The following is a 13,425-nucleotide window of genomic DNA, read 5'->3' on the forward strand; positions in this document are numbered from 1 at the left end:
AACCGATAGATGACCTCCGCCGTGAATCATTTCACCTACGGATTGCTCACGCCGTTGCTCGCATACGTGATGTCCTGCATCGGCTCGATGCTCGGGCTGCGGCTCACCGCGCAGGCGCACGCCTCGCGCGGCGGCGCCCGCGTGCGCTGGTTGCTGGGCGCGGCCATCTCGATCGGCGGCACGGGCATCTGGGTCATGCACTTCATCGCGATGATGGGCTTCGAGGTGGAGGGGACCCAGATCAAGTACGACGTCTGGCTCACCGTGGCCTCCGCGGTGGTGGCCATCGTGGTGGTCGGCACCGGCCTGTTCCTGGTCTCGTACGGCGGCGGCCGGGCCCTGTCGCTGCTCGGCGGCGGCCTGCTCACCGGGCTCGGCGTGGCCTCCATGCACTACCTCGGCATGTACGCGATGAACATGTCGGCCCACGTCTCCTACGACCGCGTCACCGTGGCGCTCTCCGTGGGCATCGCCGTGGTGGCCGCGACGGTGGCGCTGTGGTTCACGCTGCGGGTCAAGCGGCCCATCTGGATCACCGGCGCCGCCCTGGTCATGGGCGTGGCCGTGGCCGGCATGCACTACACCGGCATGTACGCCATGCACGTCACGGTCGACGCCGAGTCCGGCGTGGTCGCCGGCGCCGACGCGCTCGACTTCCTCGTCCCCCTCATGACCGTGATCAGCCTCATCACCCTGACCATGCTCCTGATGGTCATCCTGTCCCCCTCGGAGGAGGAACTGCACGAGGACGCGGAACTCGTGGCCAAGCTCGAACTGCGCCGTCGCACCACCCAGCAGCAACAACTCCGGTACCCCACGCCAATTCCGCGCCAACAGCCGATGCAGGCTCGCCGAAGGTAGTTGCGAAGGTTACGACTCCCTGTTCATACTCCCTTATCGGTGCGTAAGGGATGTGGGTGGGGCATGTCGCCGATCGATCATTTTTCTTTTGGGCTCTTGACGCCGTTATTCGCGTACATCATGTCCAGCGTGGGGTCCATGCTCGGGCTGCTGCTGACGTCGCGAGCACGGCTCATGGGCGGCCGTGAGGCCAAGTTCTGGCTCGTCGGCGCGGCTTTCGCGATCGGCGGCACGGGCATCTGGACGATGCACTTCATCGCCATGCTCGGCTTCTCCGTGTCGGGCTCGGTGATCCGGTACGACGTGCCGCTCACCGTGGCCTCGGCGCTCATCGCGGTCGCCGTGGTGGGGATGGGGCTGTTCCTCGCCGCGTACGGCGGTGAACGGCTGGGATACCTGCTCGGCGGCGGCGTCCTGACCGGCTGCGGCGTGGCGAGCATGCACTATCTCGGCATGGCCGCGATGAACATGTCCGGCCACGTCTCCTACGACCCGGTGGTCGTCACGCTGTCCGTGCTGATCGCGGTCGCGGCGGCCACGGTGGCGCTCTGGTTCACGCTGCGGGTCAGCGGCGCGCTCAGGATCGGCGGCGCGGCGCTGCTGATGGGCGTGGCGGTCTCGGGGATGCACTACACCGGGATGTACTCGATGTCGGTCGCGACGCACTCCGAGGCGGTGCCGGTGCCCGGCGCCAAGGCCATCGACTTCCTGCTGCCCCTCATCGTCGGCATCAGCTTGATCACGGTGGGGCTGCTGCTCACCGTCATCCTGTCGCCGTCGGAGAAGGAGCTGCGCAGCGAGGCGGAGTTCAGGGAGCGGCTGCGCGACCGCGACGAGGGCGCGCCGGAGGTGGATCTCTTCGGCACGCCCCGCGGTTGAGCTATGTACCAGGGGTACGGCTTGCGACGCGTAGTGGGCCGCCGACTCGCTGCGGCGCAAGCCGTACCCTGAGGGGGTTGTAGCGGTAACCCCGCTGCCCAGAAAGTACGGCCGCCCGCTTGCAAGCCGCTTTCAGTCAGCCGAAGAACACCTCGGCCTCGGAGTAACGCGACTCCGGCACGGTCTTCAGCTCGGCCGTGGCCTCGTCGAGCCCCACGCGCACGATGTCGGTGCCGCGCAGCGCGACCATCTTGCCGTAGTCGCCCTCGTGGATCGCGTCGATGGCCTGGAGCCCGAACCTGGTGGCCAGCACCCGGTCGTAGGAGGTCGGGGTGCCGCCGCGCTGGATGTGGCCGAGCACCGTGGTGCGGGCCTCCTTGCCGGTGCGCTTCTCGATCTCCTTGGCCAGCACCTCGCCGATGCCGCCCAGCCGTACGTGGCCGAACGCGTCGAGCTCGCCGGCCTGCAGCTCCATCTGGCCCTCGATCGGGTGCGCGCCCTCGGCGACCACGATGATCGGCGAGTAGCGCGTGCGGAAGCGCGACTCGACGTATTCGCAGACCCGGTCGATGTCGAACGGCTTCTCCGGGATGAGGATGACGTTGGCGCCGCCCGCCATGCCCGCGTGCAGGGCGATCCAGCCCGCGTGCCGGCCCATGACCTCGCAGATGAGCGCCCGGTGGTGGGACTCGGCGGTGGTGTGCAGGCGGTCGATGGCCTCGGTCGCGATGTTGACCGCGGTGTCGAAGCCGAAGGTGTAGTCGGTGCCCGACAGGTCGTTGTCAATGGTCTTGGGCACGCCCACGACGTTGACGCTGCGGTCGTAGAGCTGCTTGGCGACGCCCAGTGTGTCCTCACCGCCGATGGCGATCAGGGCGTCCACGCCGGTCGCCGACAGGTTCTCCCTGATCCGGTCGACCCCGCCCTCGATCTTGATGGGGTTGGTGCGGGACGAGCCCAGGATGGTCCCGCCGCGCGGCAGGATGCCCCGCACGGCCTGGATGTCGAGCGGCATCGTGTCGCCTTCGAGGGGGCCGCGCCAACCATCACGGAAGCCGACGAACTCATGACCGTAGACGCTCACCCCCTTACGCACCACTGCCCTGATCACGGCGTTGAGTCCGGGGCAATCGCCGCCGCCGGTCAGCACTCCAATACGCATGGCGGGTTCCTCCCGATGGGGGTCACGAACCAGTCCTTGATGACAGACTCGCATTGTGCCCGCCCTCACAGGCAGTGGTCTAGACCAAACGCCAGGCTTCGAAACTAAACCCTTACAGGGAGGAAATTTCGTGACTGTGTTGGCCATCGATGCCGGGACAACTGGGGTGACGGCGCTCGTTGTCTCGGAAAACGGGCAGATCGCGTCGAAGGGATACGAGGAATTCGCCCAGCACTTTCCCGAGCCGGGCCGGGTCGAGCACAATCCCGAGGACATCTGGCAGGCCACGCTGTCGGCCTGCGCCTCCGCCCTGCGCGGCACGGACACCACACCCACCTGCGTGGGCATCACCAACCAGCGCGAGACGGCGGTGCTGTGGGACCGGCGCACGCTGGCCGCGCCGCGCCGCGCCATCGTCTGGCAGGACCGCCGCACCGCCGCCATCTGCGGGCGGCTGCGCGAGGCGGGGCACGAGCCGCGCGTGGCGGAGCTGACCGGGCTGCGCCTCGACCCCTACTTCACCGCCACCAAGCTCACCTGGCTGGCCGAGCACGACCCGGGGACGTGGGCGGGCGTCGAGTCCGGAAATGTGGCCGTGGGGACGGTGGACTCGTACCTGATCGCCAGGCTGACGGCGGGCGCGCGGTACGTGACCGACCCGTCCAACGCCTCCCGCACGCTCCTGTACGGCCTGTCGTCCGGCGCCTGGGAGCCGGAGCTGTGCGAGCTGTTCGGGGTGCCCGAGGAGGCGCTGCCGGAGATCGTGCCCAACTACGGCCCGCTGGGGCGTACCGACCCGGCGGCCTTCCTCGGGCTGGAGCTGCCGATCACCGGGGTGGCGGGCGACCAGCAGGCGGCGCTGTTCGGGCAGACGTGCTTCGACGTGGGCGACGTGAAGTGCACCTACGGCACGGGCTCGTTCGTGCTGGCCAACCTCGGCGGGGAGATCGTCCGGTCGGACTCCGGGCTGCTGACCACCGTGGCCTGGCAGACGCCGTCCGGCGAGCGCACGTTCGCGCTGGAGGGGTCGATCTTCGTGACCGGGGCGGCGGTGCAGTGGCTGCGCGACGGGCTGGGGCTGATCGGCACGGCCCCGGAGTCGGAGGCCGTGGCGCGTACGGTGCCCGACAGCGGCGGGGTGGTGTTCGTGCCCGCGCTGACCGGGCTGGGGGCGCCGCACTGGGATCCCCGGGCGCGCGGGCTGATCACCGGCCTCACGCGCGGCACGACGCGGGCGCACCTGGTCAGGGCCACGCTGGAGGCGATCGCGTTCGAGGTGCGCGACGTGGTGGAGTCGATGACCGGCGGGTCCGTGCCGATGCTCAAGGCCGACGGCGGGGCCAGCGCCAACGACCTGCTCATGCAGTTCCAGGCCGACCAGCTCGGCGCGGCGGTGGAGCGGCCGGCGATCCAGGAGACGACGGCGCTGGGCGCGGCGTTCCTGGCCGGGCTGGGCGCGGGCGTGTGGGCGTCGCGGGCCGAGCTGCGCAAGACGTGGCAGCTCGACCGGCGCTTCGAGCCGGGCGAGCGCGACGACGCGGCGTACGAGCGCTGGCGGGCGGCCGTCCGGCTGGCCGTCGAGGGCGCTCACGGCTCCTGAACCGGCCCCTTCGCGAACCGGGTGAGCAGGTTGATCGTGGCGCGGCGAGTGAAGGCGGCGGCGGGCTCGGTGACCCCGTGGCCGCACCGCCTGCCGCGCAGCGCGCACACCCAGCGCATGGTGCCGGAGGCGAACACCCCGGCCCCGCTCGGCGCGACGTAATAGGTGCTGTGGGCGACGCTCGACCGGCCCCCGCACGAGAACGGCGACTCGGCCAGCACCTTGACGTTGTCCGGCGAGCCGCGCGACACGCGGTCGGTCTCCACGCCGACCATCCCGGGGAAGCGCCGCCCCTCGGTCCCGGCGAAGATCCAGTGGCCCGGCCGGCTCACCCGGTAGACGCCCTCCGCCGGGAAGCAGTCGTACATCTGGCCCACCAGCGTGCTCTCCGGCTCCGACTCGCGCCACAGGTCGCAGACGCGCTCCTTGTCGCAGACGACCTTCCTGCCGTTCATGGCGATGCGCCAGTAGACGGCGTTGGCGCCGAGGAAGGCGAGGTTGGTGCCGTGGTCCCTGGCCTGGGTGACGACCTTGCGCATGCCGGGCGACCAGTACTCGTCGTGGCCGAGCGACACCACCGCCCGGGCGCCGTCCAGCGCGCCGGGCCGCAGGTCGAGGTTGGTCAGGTAGGCCAGCGGGACGCCGCTCTGCTCGGCCACCGCCAGGGCCTCCTTCTCGAAGTCCAGGAAGAGGCGGGCGCCGGTCCCGTCGTACGGGCGGTCGAAGGTGACCGCGCGGGAGCGGCCGGCGAACCCGCCGGGGCCCTGGTAGAGGCTGCGGCCGCCCCACAGGTTGTACGCCTGCCAGGTGGTGACCGCGTTCACGATCACCACGCGGCCGGCGGTGGAGGCCGAGCGCACGGTGATCGGGACGTAGCGCTGGGCCCCGGTCGAGGCGTCGAGCCTGACGAGGTACGCGCCCTCGGGCCAGCCGGCCGTGTCCACGGTCAGCGACGGGGTCCAGTGGGCGGCGGTGACCGTGCCGTCCTGGACCCTCATCGGCGCCTGCCGCACCCCCTGGACCTGCGCGGACTCCCACACCCTGGCCGGGTTCGCGCCCATGCGGAAGGCGCGCGCGGAGAAGCGCGGGGCGGTCGTCGAGACGTGCAGCCGGAACCGCTCGCCCGGCAGGACGCTCACCCGGTCGGCGTAGCCCTCGATCTCGTGCTCGGCGCCCTGCCGGGTGAGCCGCCAGGACTCCTGCACGTCCGCCTCGGGTGCGTGGGCCCGCGCGACGGGTGCGGTCACCGGGGGCGTGACGGGAGGCGGTCCGCCGCAGGCGGAGGCCAGCAGGACGAGAACGAGAAGGATCTTGCGCACGTGCCCATGGTCATGACCGGACTGCCCTGTGGGCCGTGACTTGGCGAACTCCTTACATGATCAGCACACAGGCCGGACTCTCCACCTCGTACGCCTCGCCGGCCGGCTCGGGGACGCCGTCGCGCAGCGCGAGGACGGTCACGTCGTTCGAGTGCTGGTTGGCCACGTACATGCGCTCGCCGTCGACGGCGAAGTGCCTGGGCCAGTGGCCGCCGGAGGGCACCTCGGCCACCGGCGACAGGTCGGCGGCGCGCAGCACCGAGATCGTGTCGGGGCCGCGGTTGGCGACGTAGACGAAGTCGCCCTCGACCTGAAGGTGGGAGGGGTCGTTCGGGCCCTCGTGGCCGGAGGCGGGGACGACCGTGCGGCGCTCGCCCTCGATCAGGGTGACGGTGCCGTCGAGCTCGCCCGCCACGTAGAGGCGGCCGCCGGAGAAGGCGAAGTGGCGCGGGCCGGTGCCCGGGCTCATCCGGATCGGCTCCAGCGGGGTGCCGTCGAGGCGGTAGCGGCGGATCTCGTCGGTGCCGAGGTCGGAGACGTGCAGCAGGCCGTCGTGGAAGACGGCCTGGTGGGCGTGCGGGCCCTCCTGGCGCTCGGTGTTCGGGCCGGAGCCCTCGTGGCGCAGCACGATCGGCTCGCCAGCGAACGCGCCCCGCTCGTCGATCCGCTGGAGGAGGGCCGTGCCGTCGCCGTAGTTGGCCGCCGCGAGCAGGGTGCCCCCGGGGTCGACGGCGACGTGGCAGGGGCTGTGGCCCTCGCTGGGCCGCTCGTCCAGCGGGGCCAGCTCCGCCCCCACCTCGTACGCGGTGAGCCAGCCGCGTTCGAGCTCGCCCGCCGCGTACAGCACCGGGAGGGTGGGGTGGGCGGCCAGGAACGAGGGCGCCGCCACCCTGGTGAGGCCGCCGCCGATCGTGACGATGCCGGGGCCGTATCCGCCTATGCGCACGTGCTTCACAGCGGGGATCCTCCTATGGTTGACTATGGCAATGAGTTCGTTGACAGAAGCAAGGGTTTCTGAGATCCGAGCCTTCAACCGGTTCTATACGAAGGTGATCGGCGCGCTCCAGGCGGGGATGCTCGATTCGCCGTACTCGCTGACCGAGGTGAGGGTGCTGTTCGAGCTGGCGCAGGCCGAGCGGATGGAGACCGGCGAGCTGCGCGGGCTGCTCGACCTGGACGCGGGCTACCTCAGCCGGATCCTGGCGCGCTTCGAGGGCGACGGGCTGATCGGCCGCGAGCGCTCCGCCTCCGACGCGCGCAAGCAGCTGGTGCGGCTCACCCCGGAGGGGGCCGAGGTCTTCGCCGGGCTCGACCGGCGCTCCGCCGAGGAGATCGGGCGGCTGCTGTCCGGGCTGCCGGAGGCGGACCAGGAGCGGCTGGTCGCCGGCATGGCGACGATCAGGGCGCTGCTCGGCCCGGCGCGGGAGCGCGAGCCGTACGTGATCAGGCCCCCGCGCACGGGTGACCTGGGCTGGGTCGTCTACCGGCACGGCGTGCTCTACAGCGAGGAGTACGGCTGGGGCACGGAGTTCGAGCAGCTCGTCTCCAGGATCGTCGGCGAGCTGGACTTCTCGCGCGACGCCGGGTGGATCGCCGAGGTCGGCGGGGAGCGGGCCGGCTGCGTGTTCTGCGTGCGGCAGGACGACACCACGGCCAAGCTGCGGATGCTGCTGGTCGAGCCGTCCGCCCGGGGCCTGGGCATCGGGCGGCGGCTCGTGGACGAGTGCCTGCGGCACGCGCGCGCCGAGGGCTACAAGCGGATCACGCTGTGGACCCGCGACAGCCTGGTGAGCGCGCGGCGCATCTACCAGGCGGCCGGGTTCGAGCTGGAGTCGGAGGAGACGGGGACGGAGAACGGCGTCGAGGTCAAGGAGCAGGTGTGGTCGCGCGACCTCTGAGCCCGCCGCCGGTCACCGGCCCCTGGGCCACCAGTTGAGCGGGCCCGCCAGGCGCATCAGGCTCGGCACCAGCACCGCCCTGATCACCGTCGCGTCCACCAGCACGGCCACCGCCATGCCGATGCCCAGCATCTGCACGAACGCCACCTGCGCCGTGGCGTAGGCGGCGAACGTGAGCGCCAGGATCCCCCCGGCCGCGGTGATCAGCGGTGCCCCCCGCTGCAGCCCCGTGGCCACGGCCTGCTCCGTGTCGCCGGTCCGGTCGTACTCCTCCTTGATGCGGGAGAGCAGGAAGACCTCGTAGTCCATCGACAGGCCGTAGGCGACGCAGAGCATCAGGATCGGGATGCTCGGGTCGAGCGTGCCCGTGGGAGTGAAGCCGAGCAGGCCCGACAGGTTGCCGTCCTGGAAGATCCAGACGATGGCGCCGAACATGACGCCGAGGCTGAGGACGTTCAGGAGGGTCGCCTTGATCGGGATGATCAGGCTCCTGGTCATGAGGAACAGGACCACGAACGTCACCCCGAGCATGAGCGCCAGCACCAGCGGCAGCCGGTCCACGACGGAGGAGCGGTAGTCGGACAGCTCGGCCGGGTAGCCGCCGACCAGGACCTCGAAGGGGGGCTCGACCGCGCGTACGGCCTCGACCAGGCGTACGGGGTCGTCCGCCAGGGCCGCGGCCGACGGGACCACGGACAGCCAGGTGCCCTCGCCCCGGAACCTGCCGGTGTCCCCGTCGCCGACGCGGGCGCCCCCGGCGTACGAGCCGGCCGGCGAGTCCACCTGGGCGACGCCGGGCAGGCGGGACAGGGCCGTGGCGTACTGCCGGACGTCTCCCCCCGCCCCCGTGGAGACGAGCTGGATGGCGTCCGTCTCCTCGGCCGGGAAGGTCTGGCGGATGACCTCCTGGGTCTGCCGGGACGACGCCTCCGGGGGCAGGATGCGGTCGTCGGCCACGCCGAAGCGCAGGCCGAGGAAGGGCGAGGCGAGCACCAGCAGCAGGGCGGTGGCCAGCCCGCCGTACACCAGCGGGCGGCGCATCACCCGGGTGGCCAGGCCGTGCCAGAACCCGTCGGCGCGCTCGGGCCCGGCCCGCTTCGGCAGCCCCTTCGGCAACATTGTGCCGCCGATCGTGGCGAGCACGGCCGGCAGCACGATGACCGCCGCGACCAGGCCGCCCGCGACGACCGCGATGCCGGCGTAGGCGAACGAGCGCAGGAAGTCGAACGGCAGCACGAACAGCACCGCCAGGGACGAGGCCACGGTCAGGCCGCTGAACAGCACGGTCCTGCCCGCGTGCTCGACCGCCCCGGCGACCGCCGCCGCCCGGTCGGCGCCGTCGCGCGTCTCCTCGCGGAAGCGCTGGACGACGAACAGGCAGTAGTCGATGCCGAGGCCGAGGCCCATGGCCAGGGTCAGGTTGAGGGCGAAGGTGGAGATGTCGGCGAACGGCAGGACGCCGCTGAGCAGCGCGAGACCGACCACCATGGCGTACACCCCGGCCAGGATCGGCACCAGGGCCGCCATGGCGCGCCGCTGGTAGAGCCAGAGCAGCGCGAACGCCAGCGGGAAGATGACCAGCTCGGCCCGGACGAAGTCCTGCCGGGCCAGCGGGACGGTCTCGCGGAACACCTCCTCCCCTCCTCCGGCCCGCACCTGGAGCAGGTCCGTGCCCTTGGTGATCTCGGGGACGAGCCTGGGGAGCACCCGGGCGCGCACGTGGTCGGCGTCGCCCGGGATGCGCACCACGACGAGGGCGTGCCTGCCGTCCTCGCTGCGCAGGGTGGCGGGCTTGCCGCGGGTCCAGTAGGAGGCCGACTCGGCCACGCCCTCCTCGCGGCCGACGCGCGCGGTCAGGTCCCTGCCCGCCGCCTCCACCGCGGGGTCGTCCACGGTGCCGCTCCTGGCCGTCACCAGGAAGATCATGTCGGGGCTGCCCGTGTCGAACCGCTCGATCAGCTCGGCCTGCGCCCGGTCGGACTCCGAGCCCGGCGCCTCGAACCTGGCCAGCGACAGCCCCGACACCGCCCCCGCGGCCAGCACCCCGGCGCCGATCAGCAGGGCCAGGGCCAGGGAGAGGACGAGCCTGCGGCGGCGTACGAGGAGGAATCCGAGCCTGCGCAGCGGCGGCCCGCCGGTGGCCGCGCGGGCCGGGCGGGGACGCGTGTTCACCGCCATGCCGGCACCGCCCTCGCGCGTGCCGTCCCGGCGGTCATCGTTCGAGCCCCAGGGTCTCGCCGACCAGGCGCTCGAAGTCCTCCTGGGACGTCCGGCGGTGCAGGTCGTACAGGAACTCGGCGTCCTTGCCCACCAGCCGGTGGTAGGCCGCCTCGGGGGCCTCGACGGCCGCGGCGACGGCGTCGGCCACCTCCTGCGGGTCGCCCCGGCCGGCCAGGGAGCGGTCGAACGCCGACCAGAACCGGTCGTGGGCCGCGCGGTCGCGGTGGTCCTCGGTGAACGCCTCGGCCCAGCGGGCGCGGGCGCGGATGGAGGTGCCGTAGTTGCCGGGGGCGATCACGACGACGTGCAGCCCGTACGGGGCGAGCTCGAAGCGGAGCGCGGCCGACAGCGACTCCAGGGCGGCCTTGGCCGCCGAGTAGGCGCCCTCGAAGGGCACGCCGACCGAGCCGGCGATGGACGAGACGTTGACGATCACGCCGCCCGGCCTCATGCGGGGCGCGAGGGTGCGGATCAGGCGGACGGGGCCGAGGACGTTCACCTCGAACTGTGCGCGCAGCTCCTCGTCGGACAGGGTGACGACGGGGCCGCGCAGGATGTATCCGGCGTTGTTGACCAGCGCGTCGAGCTCGACAGGGGCGCCTGCGAAGGGTTCTGTGACGTCCAGCCGCCGCACCTCGAGGGGCAGGCCCTCGTCCGCCGCGGCGCGGCGCAGGCGCTCGGCGCCCTCCGACCGGGGGTCGCGGACGGTGGCGAGCACGCGGTCGCCCCTCCTGGCCAGCGTGAGCGCCGTCAGCAGGCCGAACCCGCTGCCGCACCCCGTTACGAGCACGGTTCTCATGGGGTCTCCCGGAAAGTCGGTAAACTACTCGTGTTTGCTTCCGGAACCAGGAATACAAGTAAATGCTCGCATTTGTCAACGAGGAGACCCATGGCTGAACGCACGGTCCGTCGGCAGGCGCGCGGCCTGAAGCGCATGGCCGAGATCCTCGACGCCGCCGAGCTGGTGATCGCCGAGGTCGGCTACCCGGACCTGACCACGAACCAGGTCGCCGCGCGGGCGGGGGTGTCGCCGGGGTCGCTGTACCAGTTCTTCAGGAACAAGGAGGAGATCCTGGACGGGCTCGTGGCCCGCTACACCGTCGACCGGCAGGAGTTCTGGGCCGCCCGGCTGGCCGCGGTCACGCCGGAGATCCCGCTGGAGGCGCTGGTGGGGCAGCTCGTGGACGAGAGCGTCAAGTTCAAGAGCGAGTCGCCGGCGTACTGGTCGCTGCTGTACGGGACGGCGACCGGCGACCAGTTCGCCGCGGCCTCGCAGCGGCTGCACGAGGACATCGCGCGGCAGCTCGCGGCCATGCTGCGGCGCCGCGCCCCCGAGCTGCCGGAGGAGCGCGCCCAGCTCATGGGGACCATGGGGCTGGCCATGGTGAAGGCGGTGATGCCGATGATCACCTCATCGCCGCCGGAGCGGTCGGCCGAGCTGGTGGACGAGCTCAAGCACATGCTGGTCCGCTACCTGGCCTGAGCCGCGGGGTCAGGCGTTCACGCGGGCCAGGTAGGTGCGTTCGCGCCGGTCAGGTAGGTGCGTTCACGCGAGCCAGGTAGGTGCGTTCACGTGGGTCAGGTGCGGAAGGGGCCCGCCACCTCGAACGTGTGGCCCTCCGTGCGGCCGCGCCGGGCCGAGAAGTAGAGGCGCCGGCCGTCCGGCGAGAACGCCAGCCCGGTCAGCTCGGCCCCGTCGTGGCCCTCGAGCCGCAGGAACGGGGTCACCGCCCGGTCCGGTGCGATGACGTCGATCTCCGGGCGCTCCCTGGCGACGTAGAGGTCGCCGGAGGGGGCGGCGGTGATGGCGCGCACGCCCTCGCACAGGCGGTCGAGCGTCGAGGTCTGCGCGTCGTACGCCCACAGGCCGGTGTCGCCCTTGGTCGTGAAGTAGCACACCCCGCCGGCGTAGTGGCAGCCGTCGCCGCCGTCGAAGTGGCGGGCGTCCTCGACCTGGTGGCGGGCCTCCTTGAGCAGGGCGGCCGGCGAGGGCACCGCCTGCCAGTGGCCCGAGGCGCACAGCACCTCCAGCGTGCCCTCCGTCAGGTCGCCCCAGTCGCCCGGCCGGAATCGGTAGAAGCAGCCGTCGGGCTCGTCCTCGGTCATGTAGATCACCCGCCGCTCCGGGTCGCACGCGGCGGCCTCGTGCTTGAAGCGGCCCATGGACAGGCGGGGGCGCGCGGCGCGCGCGCCGTAGGGGTCGCACTCGAAGACGCGGCCCCGGTGGCCGAGCTCGCACGACAGCCAGGTGTGCCACGGCGTGGCCCCGCCCGCGCAGTTGAGGTCGGTGCCCGACAGGATGCGATAGGCGTCGCCGATGCTGCCGTCGGCCCGGAAGCGCAGCGCCGAGGCCCCGCCGAGCAGCGGGAGCTCGGAGTTGGACACGTAGATCCAGCCGGCGCCGTCGGGGAAGCAGGCGCCGCCGTCGGGCGCCGCGTGCCAGGTCAGGCCGGCCACCTTGTGGCCGGAGCGGGCCACCACCCTGCCGGTGAACCCGTGGGGCAGCGCCAGCCCGCCCGGCCCGGGCAGGGCGAGTGGTCCATACGGGCTTACCCCGCCAGGCAAGAGCGGGCCCGTGCGGAGGAGAGTCTTGTGGGACATCGTGGGGCCTCCCTCTAGGTGCCACGCTAGTCGACCGCACCGACATGAATGGCAGGGACTCGCGACATCAAACTCTGCGCAAACCCCGGCGCCGCTCCGCCCGACCCTCCGCGGGCGGTGACGTTCCGTACGCCTGGCGGACGCACGCCAAGCGGCGACCGCCCACCCCGTGACGTTGCGTGACGGCGAAACCGCTTTCCCGGGCGGGCGAGGAGACGTCCGGGACCGGGACATCTGCCTGCGGAACCGGGTCCCGGTGACAGCACCGTGGCGGAGCCGGGCACGTCCGGTCCGGCTGCGGGTGCCTGCCGCGGCACGCCGGATCCACAAGCGATGATCACCTCTTGCCTCGGCGCATGCGAAAGCCCGGGCCGTACGCCCGGGCTCTCCGCAGATCTGTCAGCGCTGGGCCTGGAACATCCAGTGCTGCTTGTCGATGTCCTGCGCCACCGCGATCAGCAGGTCCTGGCTGACGGGGTCGGGCTCGTCGGTGGCCTGGATGCGCTCGTACATGCGCTTGCTGATGCCGCCCAGGATGTCGGTGAAGGTCGCCACGACCTTGCCGTCCTCGATCCAGCCGCCCTCCGGCTGCGGGAGCTTGGTGGAGCGGGAGATCGTCGCGGAGCGGCCGTCCGGGTTGATCCCGAGGGCGACGGCGCGCTCGGCGATGGTGTCCATGTGCGTTCTGGCCAGCTCGGTCACCTCGTCGAGCTGGAGGTGGATCGGGCGGAAGTGGGAGCCGATGAGGTTCCAGTGGGCCTGCTTGGCGACGAGTGAGAGATCTATGAGGTCGACCAGGGCGCCCTGGAGAGCTTCAGCGACGGTGTTCCTGGCTTCGCCTGAGATGGGACCGGTGATCGTAGCCATGTCGTCATTCCTCCCCGA

At 71.8% G+C, this 13,425-nt stretch carries 12 protein-coding genes; 5 read left to right on the forward strand and 7 right to left on the reverse strand.

Annotation, left to right across the window (positions count from 1 at the left end):
* The first annotated feature begins 9 nt into the window (after positions 1 to 9).
* Positions 10 to 861, forward strand: a complete 852-nt coding sequence (locus ACTWPW_RS01345) for an MHYT domain-containing protein (protein ID WP_375109180.1) — start codon at positions 10 to 12, stop codon at positions 859 to 861.
* A 138-nt stretch (positions 862 to 999) separates the two neighbouring features.
* Positions 1,000 to 1,740, forward strand: coding sequence for an MHYT domain-containing protein (locus ACTWPW_RS01350; RefSeq protein WP_443167832.1), 741 nt, complete (start codon positions 1,000 to 1,002; stop codon positions 1,738 to 1,740).
* Positions 1,741 to 1,876: 136 nt separating this feature from the next.
* On the opposite strand, the gene ACTWPW_RS01355 is transcribed toward ACTWPW_RS01350, so the two are convergent.
* Positions 1,877 to 2,902, reverse strand: coding sequence for a 6-phosphofructokinase (locus tag ACTWPW_RS01355; protein ID WP_375109178.1), 1,026 nt, complete (start codon positions 2,900 to 2,902; stop codon positions 1,877 to 1,879).
* Between the two features lie 130 nt (positions 2,903 to 3,032).
* Here ACTWPW_RS01355 and ACTWPW_RS01360 point away from each other — a divergent pair, with 130 nt between their 5' ends.
* Positions 3,033 to 4,502, forward strand: coding sequence for an FGGY family carbohydrate kinase (locus tag ACTWPW_RS01360; RefSeq protein WP_443167720.1), 1,470 nt, complete (start codon positions 3,033 to 3,035; stop codon positions 4,500 to 4,502).
* On the opposite strand, the gene ACTWPW_RS01365 is transcribed toward ACTWPW_RS01360, so the two are convergent.
* Both ACTWPW_RS01365 and ACTWPW_RS01370 read right to left on the reverse strand, forming a co-directional pair.
* Complete coding sequence (locus ACTWPW_RS01365; RefSeq protein ID WP_443167721.1) at positions 4,490 to 5,821, reverse strand: N,N-dimethylformamidase beta subunit family domain-containing protein; 1,332 nt, start codon at positions 5,819 to 5,821, stop codon at positions 4,490 to 4,492. The two genes, ACTWPW_RS01360 and ACTWPW_RS01365, sit on opposite strands and share 13 nt — an antisense overlap.
* A 52-nt stretch (positions 5,822 to 5,873) precedes the next feature.
* A complete protein-coding gene (locus tag ACTWPW_RS01370; RefSeq protein WP_443167722.1) occupies positions 5,874 to 6,776 on the reverse strand; it encodes a lactonase family protein in 903 nt (300 codons plus the stop codon).
* 94 nt (positions 6,777 to 6,870) lie between these two features.
* Here ACTWPW_RS01370 and ACTWPW_RS01375 point away from each other — a divergent pair, with 94 nt between their 5' ends.
* Positions 6,871 to 7,719 (forward strand): bifunctional helix-turn-helix transcriptional regulator/GNAT family N-acetyltransferase, encoded by an 849-nt coding sequence (locus tag ACTWPW_RS01375; protein ID WP_443167723.1) that lies wholly within the window; start codon positions 6,871 to 6,873, stop codon positions 7,717 to 7,719.
* Positions 7,720 to 7,731: 12 nt separating this feature from the next.
* Here the strand turns inward: ACTWPW_RS01375 and ACTWPW_RS01380 are convergent, their stop codons facing one another.
* Together ACTWPW_RS01380 and ACTWPW_RS01385 are read right to left on the reverse strand one after the other, a co-directional pair.
* Positions 7,732 to 9,897, reverse strand: coding sequence for an MMPL family transporter (locus ACTWPW_RS01380; RefSeq protein ID WP_443167724.1), 2,166 nt, complete (start codon positions 9,895 to 9,897; stop codon positions 7,732 to 7,734).
* A gap of 34 nt (positions 9,898 to 9,931) precedes the next feature.
* Positions 9,932 to 10,738 (reverse strand): SDR family NAD(P)-dependent oxidoreductase, encoded by an 807-nt coding sequence (locus ACTWPW_RS01385; RefSeq protein ID WP_443167725.1) that lies wholly within the window; start codon positions 10,736 to 10,738, stop codon positions 9,932 to 9,934.
* Positions 10,739 to 10,828: 90 nt separating this feature from the next.
* Here ACTWPW_RS01385 and ACTWPW_RS01390 point away from each other — a divergent pair, with 90 nt between their 5' ends.
* Entirely contained in the window at positions 10,829 to 11,422 is a 594-nt protein-coding gene (locus tag ACTWPW_RS01390; RefSeq protein WP_375109171.1) for a TetR/AcrR family transcriptional regulator, read from the forward strand.
* Between the two features lie 95 nt (positions 11,423 to 11,517).
* Here the strand turns inward: ACTWPW_RS01390 and ACTWPW_RS01395 are convergent, their stop codons facing one another.
* Together ACTWPW_RS01395 and ACTWPW_RS01400 are read right to left on the reverse strand one after the other, a co-directional pair.
* The gene (locus tag ACTWPW_RS01395; protein ID WP_443167726.1) at positions 11,518 to 12,540 is read right to left on the reverse strand and encodes an alkaline phosphatase PhoX; all 1,023 of its coding nucleotides are present in this window, start codon (positions 12,538 to 12,540) and stop codon (positions 11,518 to 11,520) included.
* Positions 12,541 to 12,939: 399 nt separating this feature from the next.
* On the reverse strand, positions 12,940 to 13,407 hold the full coding sequence (locus ACTWPW_RS01400) for a Dps family protein (protein ID WP_375109169.1): 468 nt from the start codon (positions 13,405 to 13,407) through the stop codon (positions 12,940 to 12,942).
* Between the last annotated feature and the right edge of the window lie 18 nt (positions 13,408 to 13,425).

The sequence above is a fragment of the Nonomuraea sp. KM90 genome (assembly GCF_052246675.1).
GTDB lineage: Bacteria > Actinomycetota > Actinomycetes > Streptosporangiales > Streptosporangiaceae > Nonomuraea.

What these genes read in the sequence shown, in the direction of transcription:
- ACTWPW_RS01345 (WP_375109180.1), top strand. Translation starts at nt 10, where the DNA reads ATGACCTCCGCCGTGAATCATTTCACCTACGGATTGCTCACGCCGTTG.
- ACTWPW_RS01350 (WP_443167832.1), top strand. Translation starts at nt 1,000, where the DNA reads ATGCTCGGGCTGCTGCTGACGTCGCGAGCACGGCTCATGGGCGGCCGT.
- ACTWPW_RS01355 (WP_375109178.1), bottom strand. Translation starts at nt 2,902, where the DNA reads ATGCGTATTGGAGTGCTGACCGGCGGCGGCGATTGCCCCGGACTCAAC.
- ACTWPW_RS01380 (WP_443167724.1), bottom strand. Translation starts at nt 9,897, where the DNA reads ATGGCGGTGAACACGCGTCCCCGCCCGGCCCGCGCGGCCACCGGCGGG.
- ACTWPW_RS01385 (WP_443167725.1), bottom strand. Translation starts at nt 10,738, where the DNA reads ATGAGAACCGTGCTCGTAACGGGGTGCGGCAGCGGGTTCGGCCTGCTG.
- ACTWPW_RS01390 (WP_375109171.1), top strand. Translation starts at nt 10,829, where the DNA reads ATGGCTGAACGCACGGTCCGTCGGCAGGCGCGCGGCCTGAAGCGCATG.
- ACTWPW_RS01395 (WP_443167726.1), bottom strand. Translation starts at nt 12,540, where the DNA reads ATGTCCCACAAGACTCTCCTCCGCACGGGCCCGCTCTTGCCTGGCGGG.
- ACTWPW_RS01400 (WP_375109169.1), bottom strand. Translation starts at nt 13,407, where the DNA reads ATGGCTACGATCACCGGTCCCATCTCAGGCGAAGCCAGGAACACCGTC.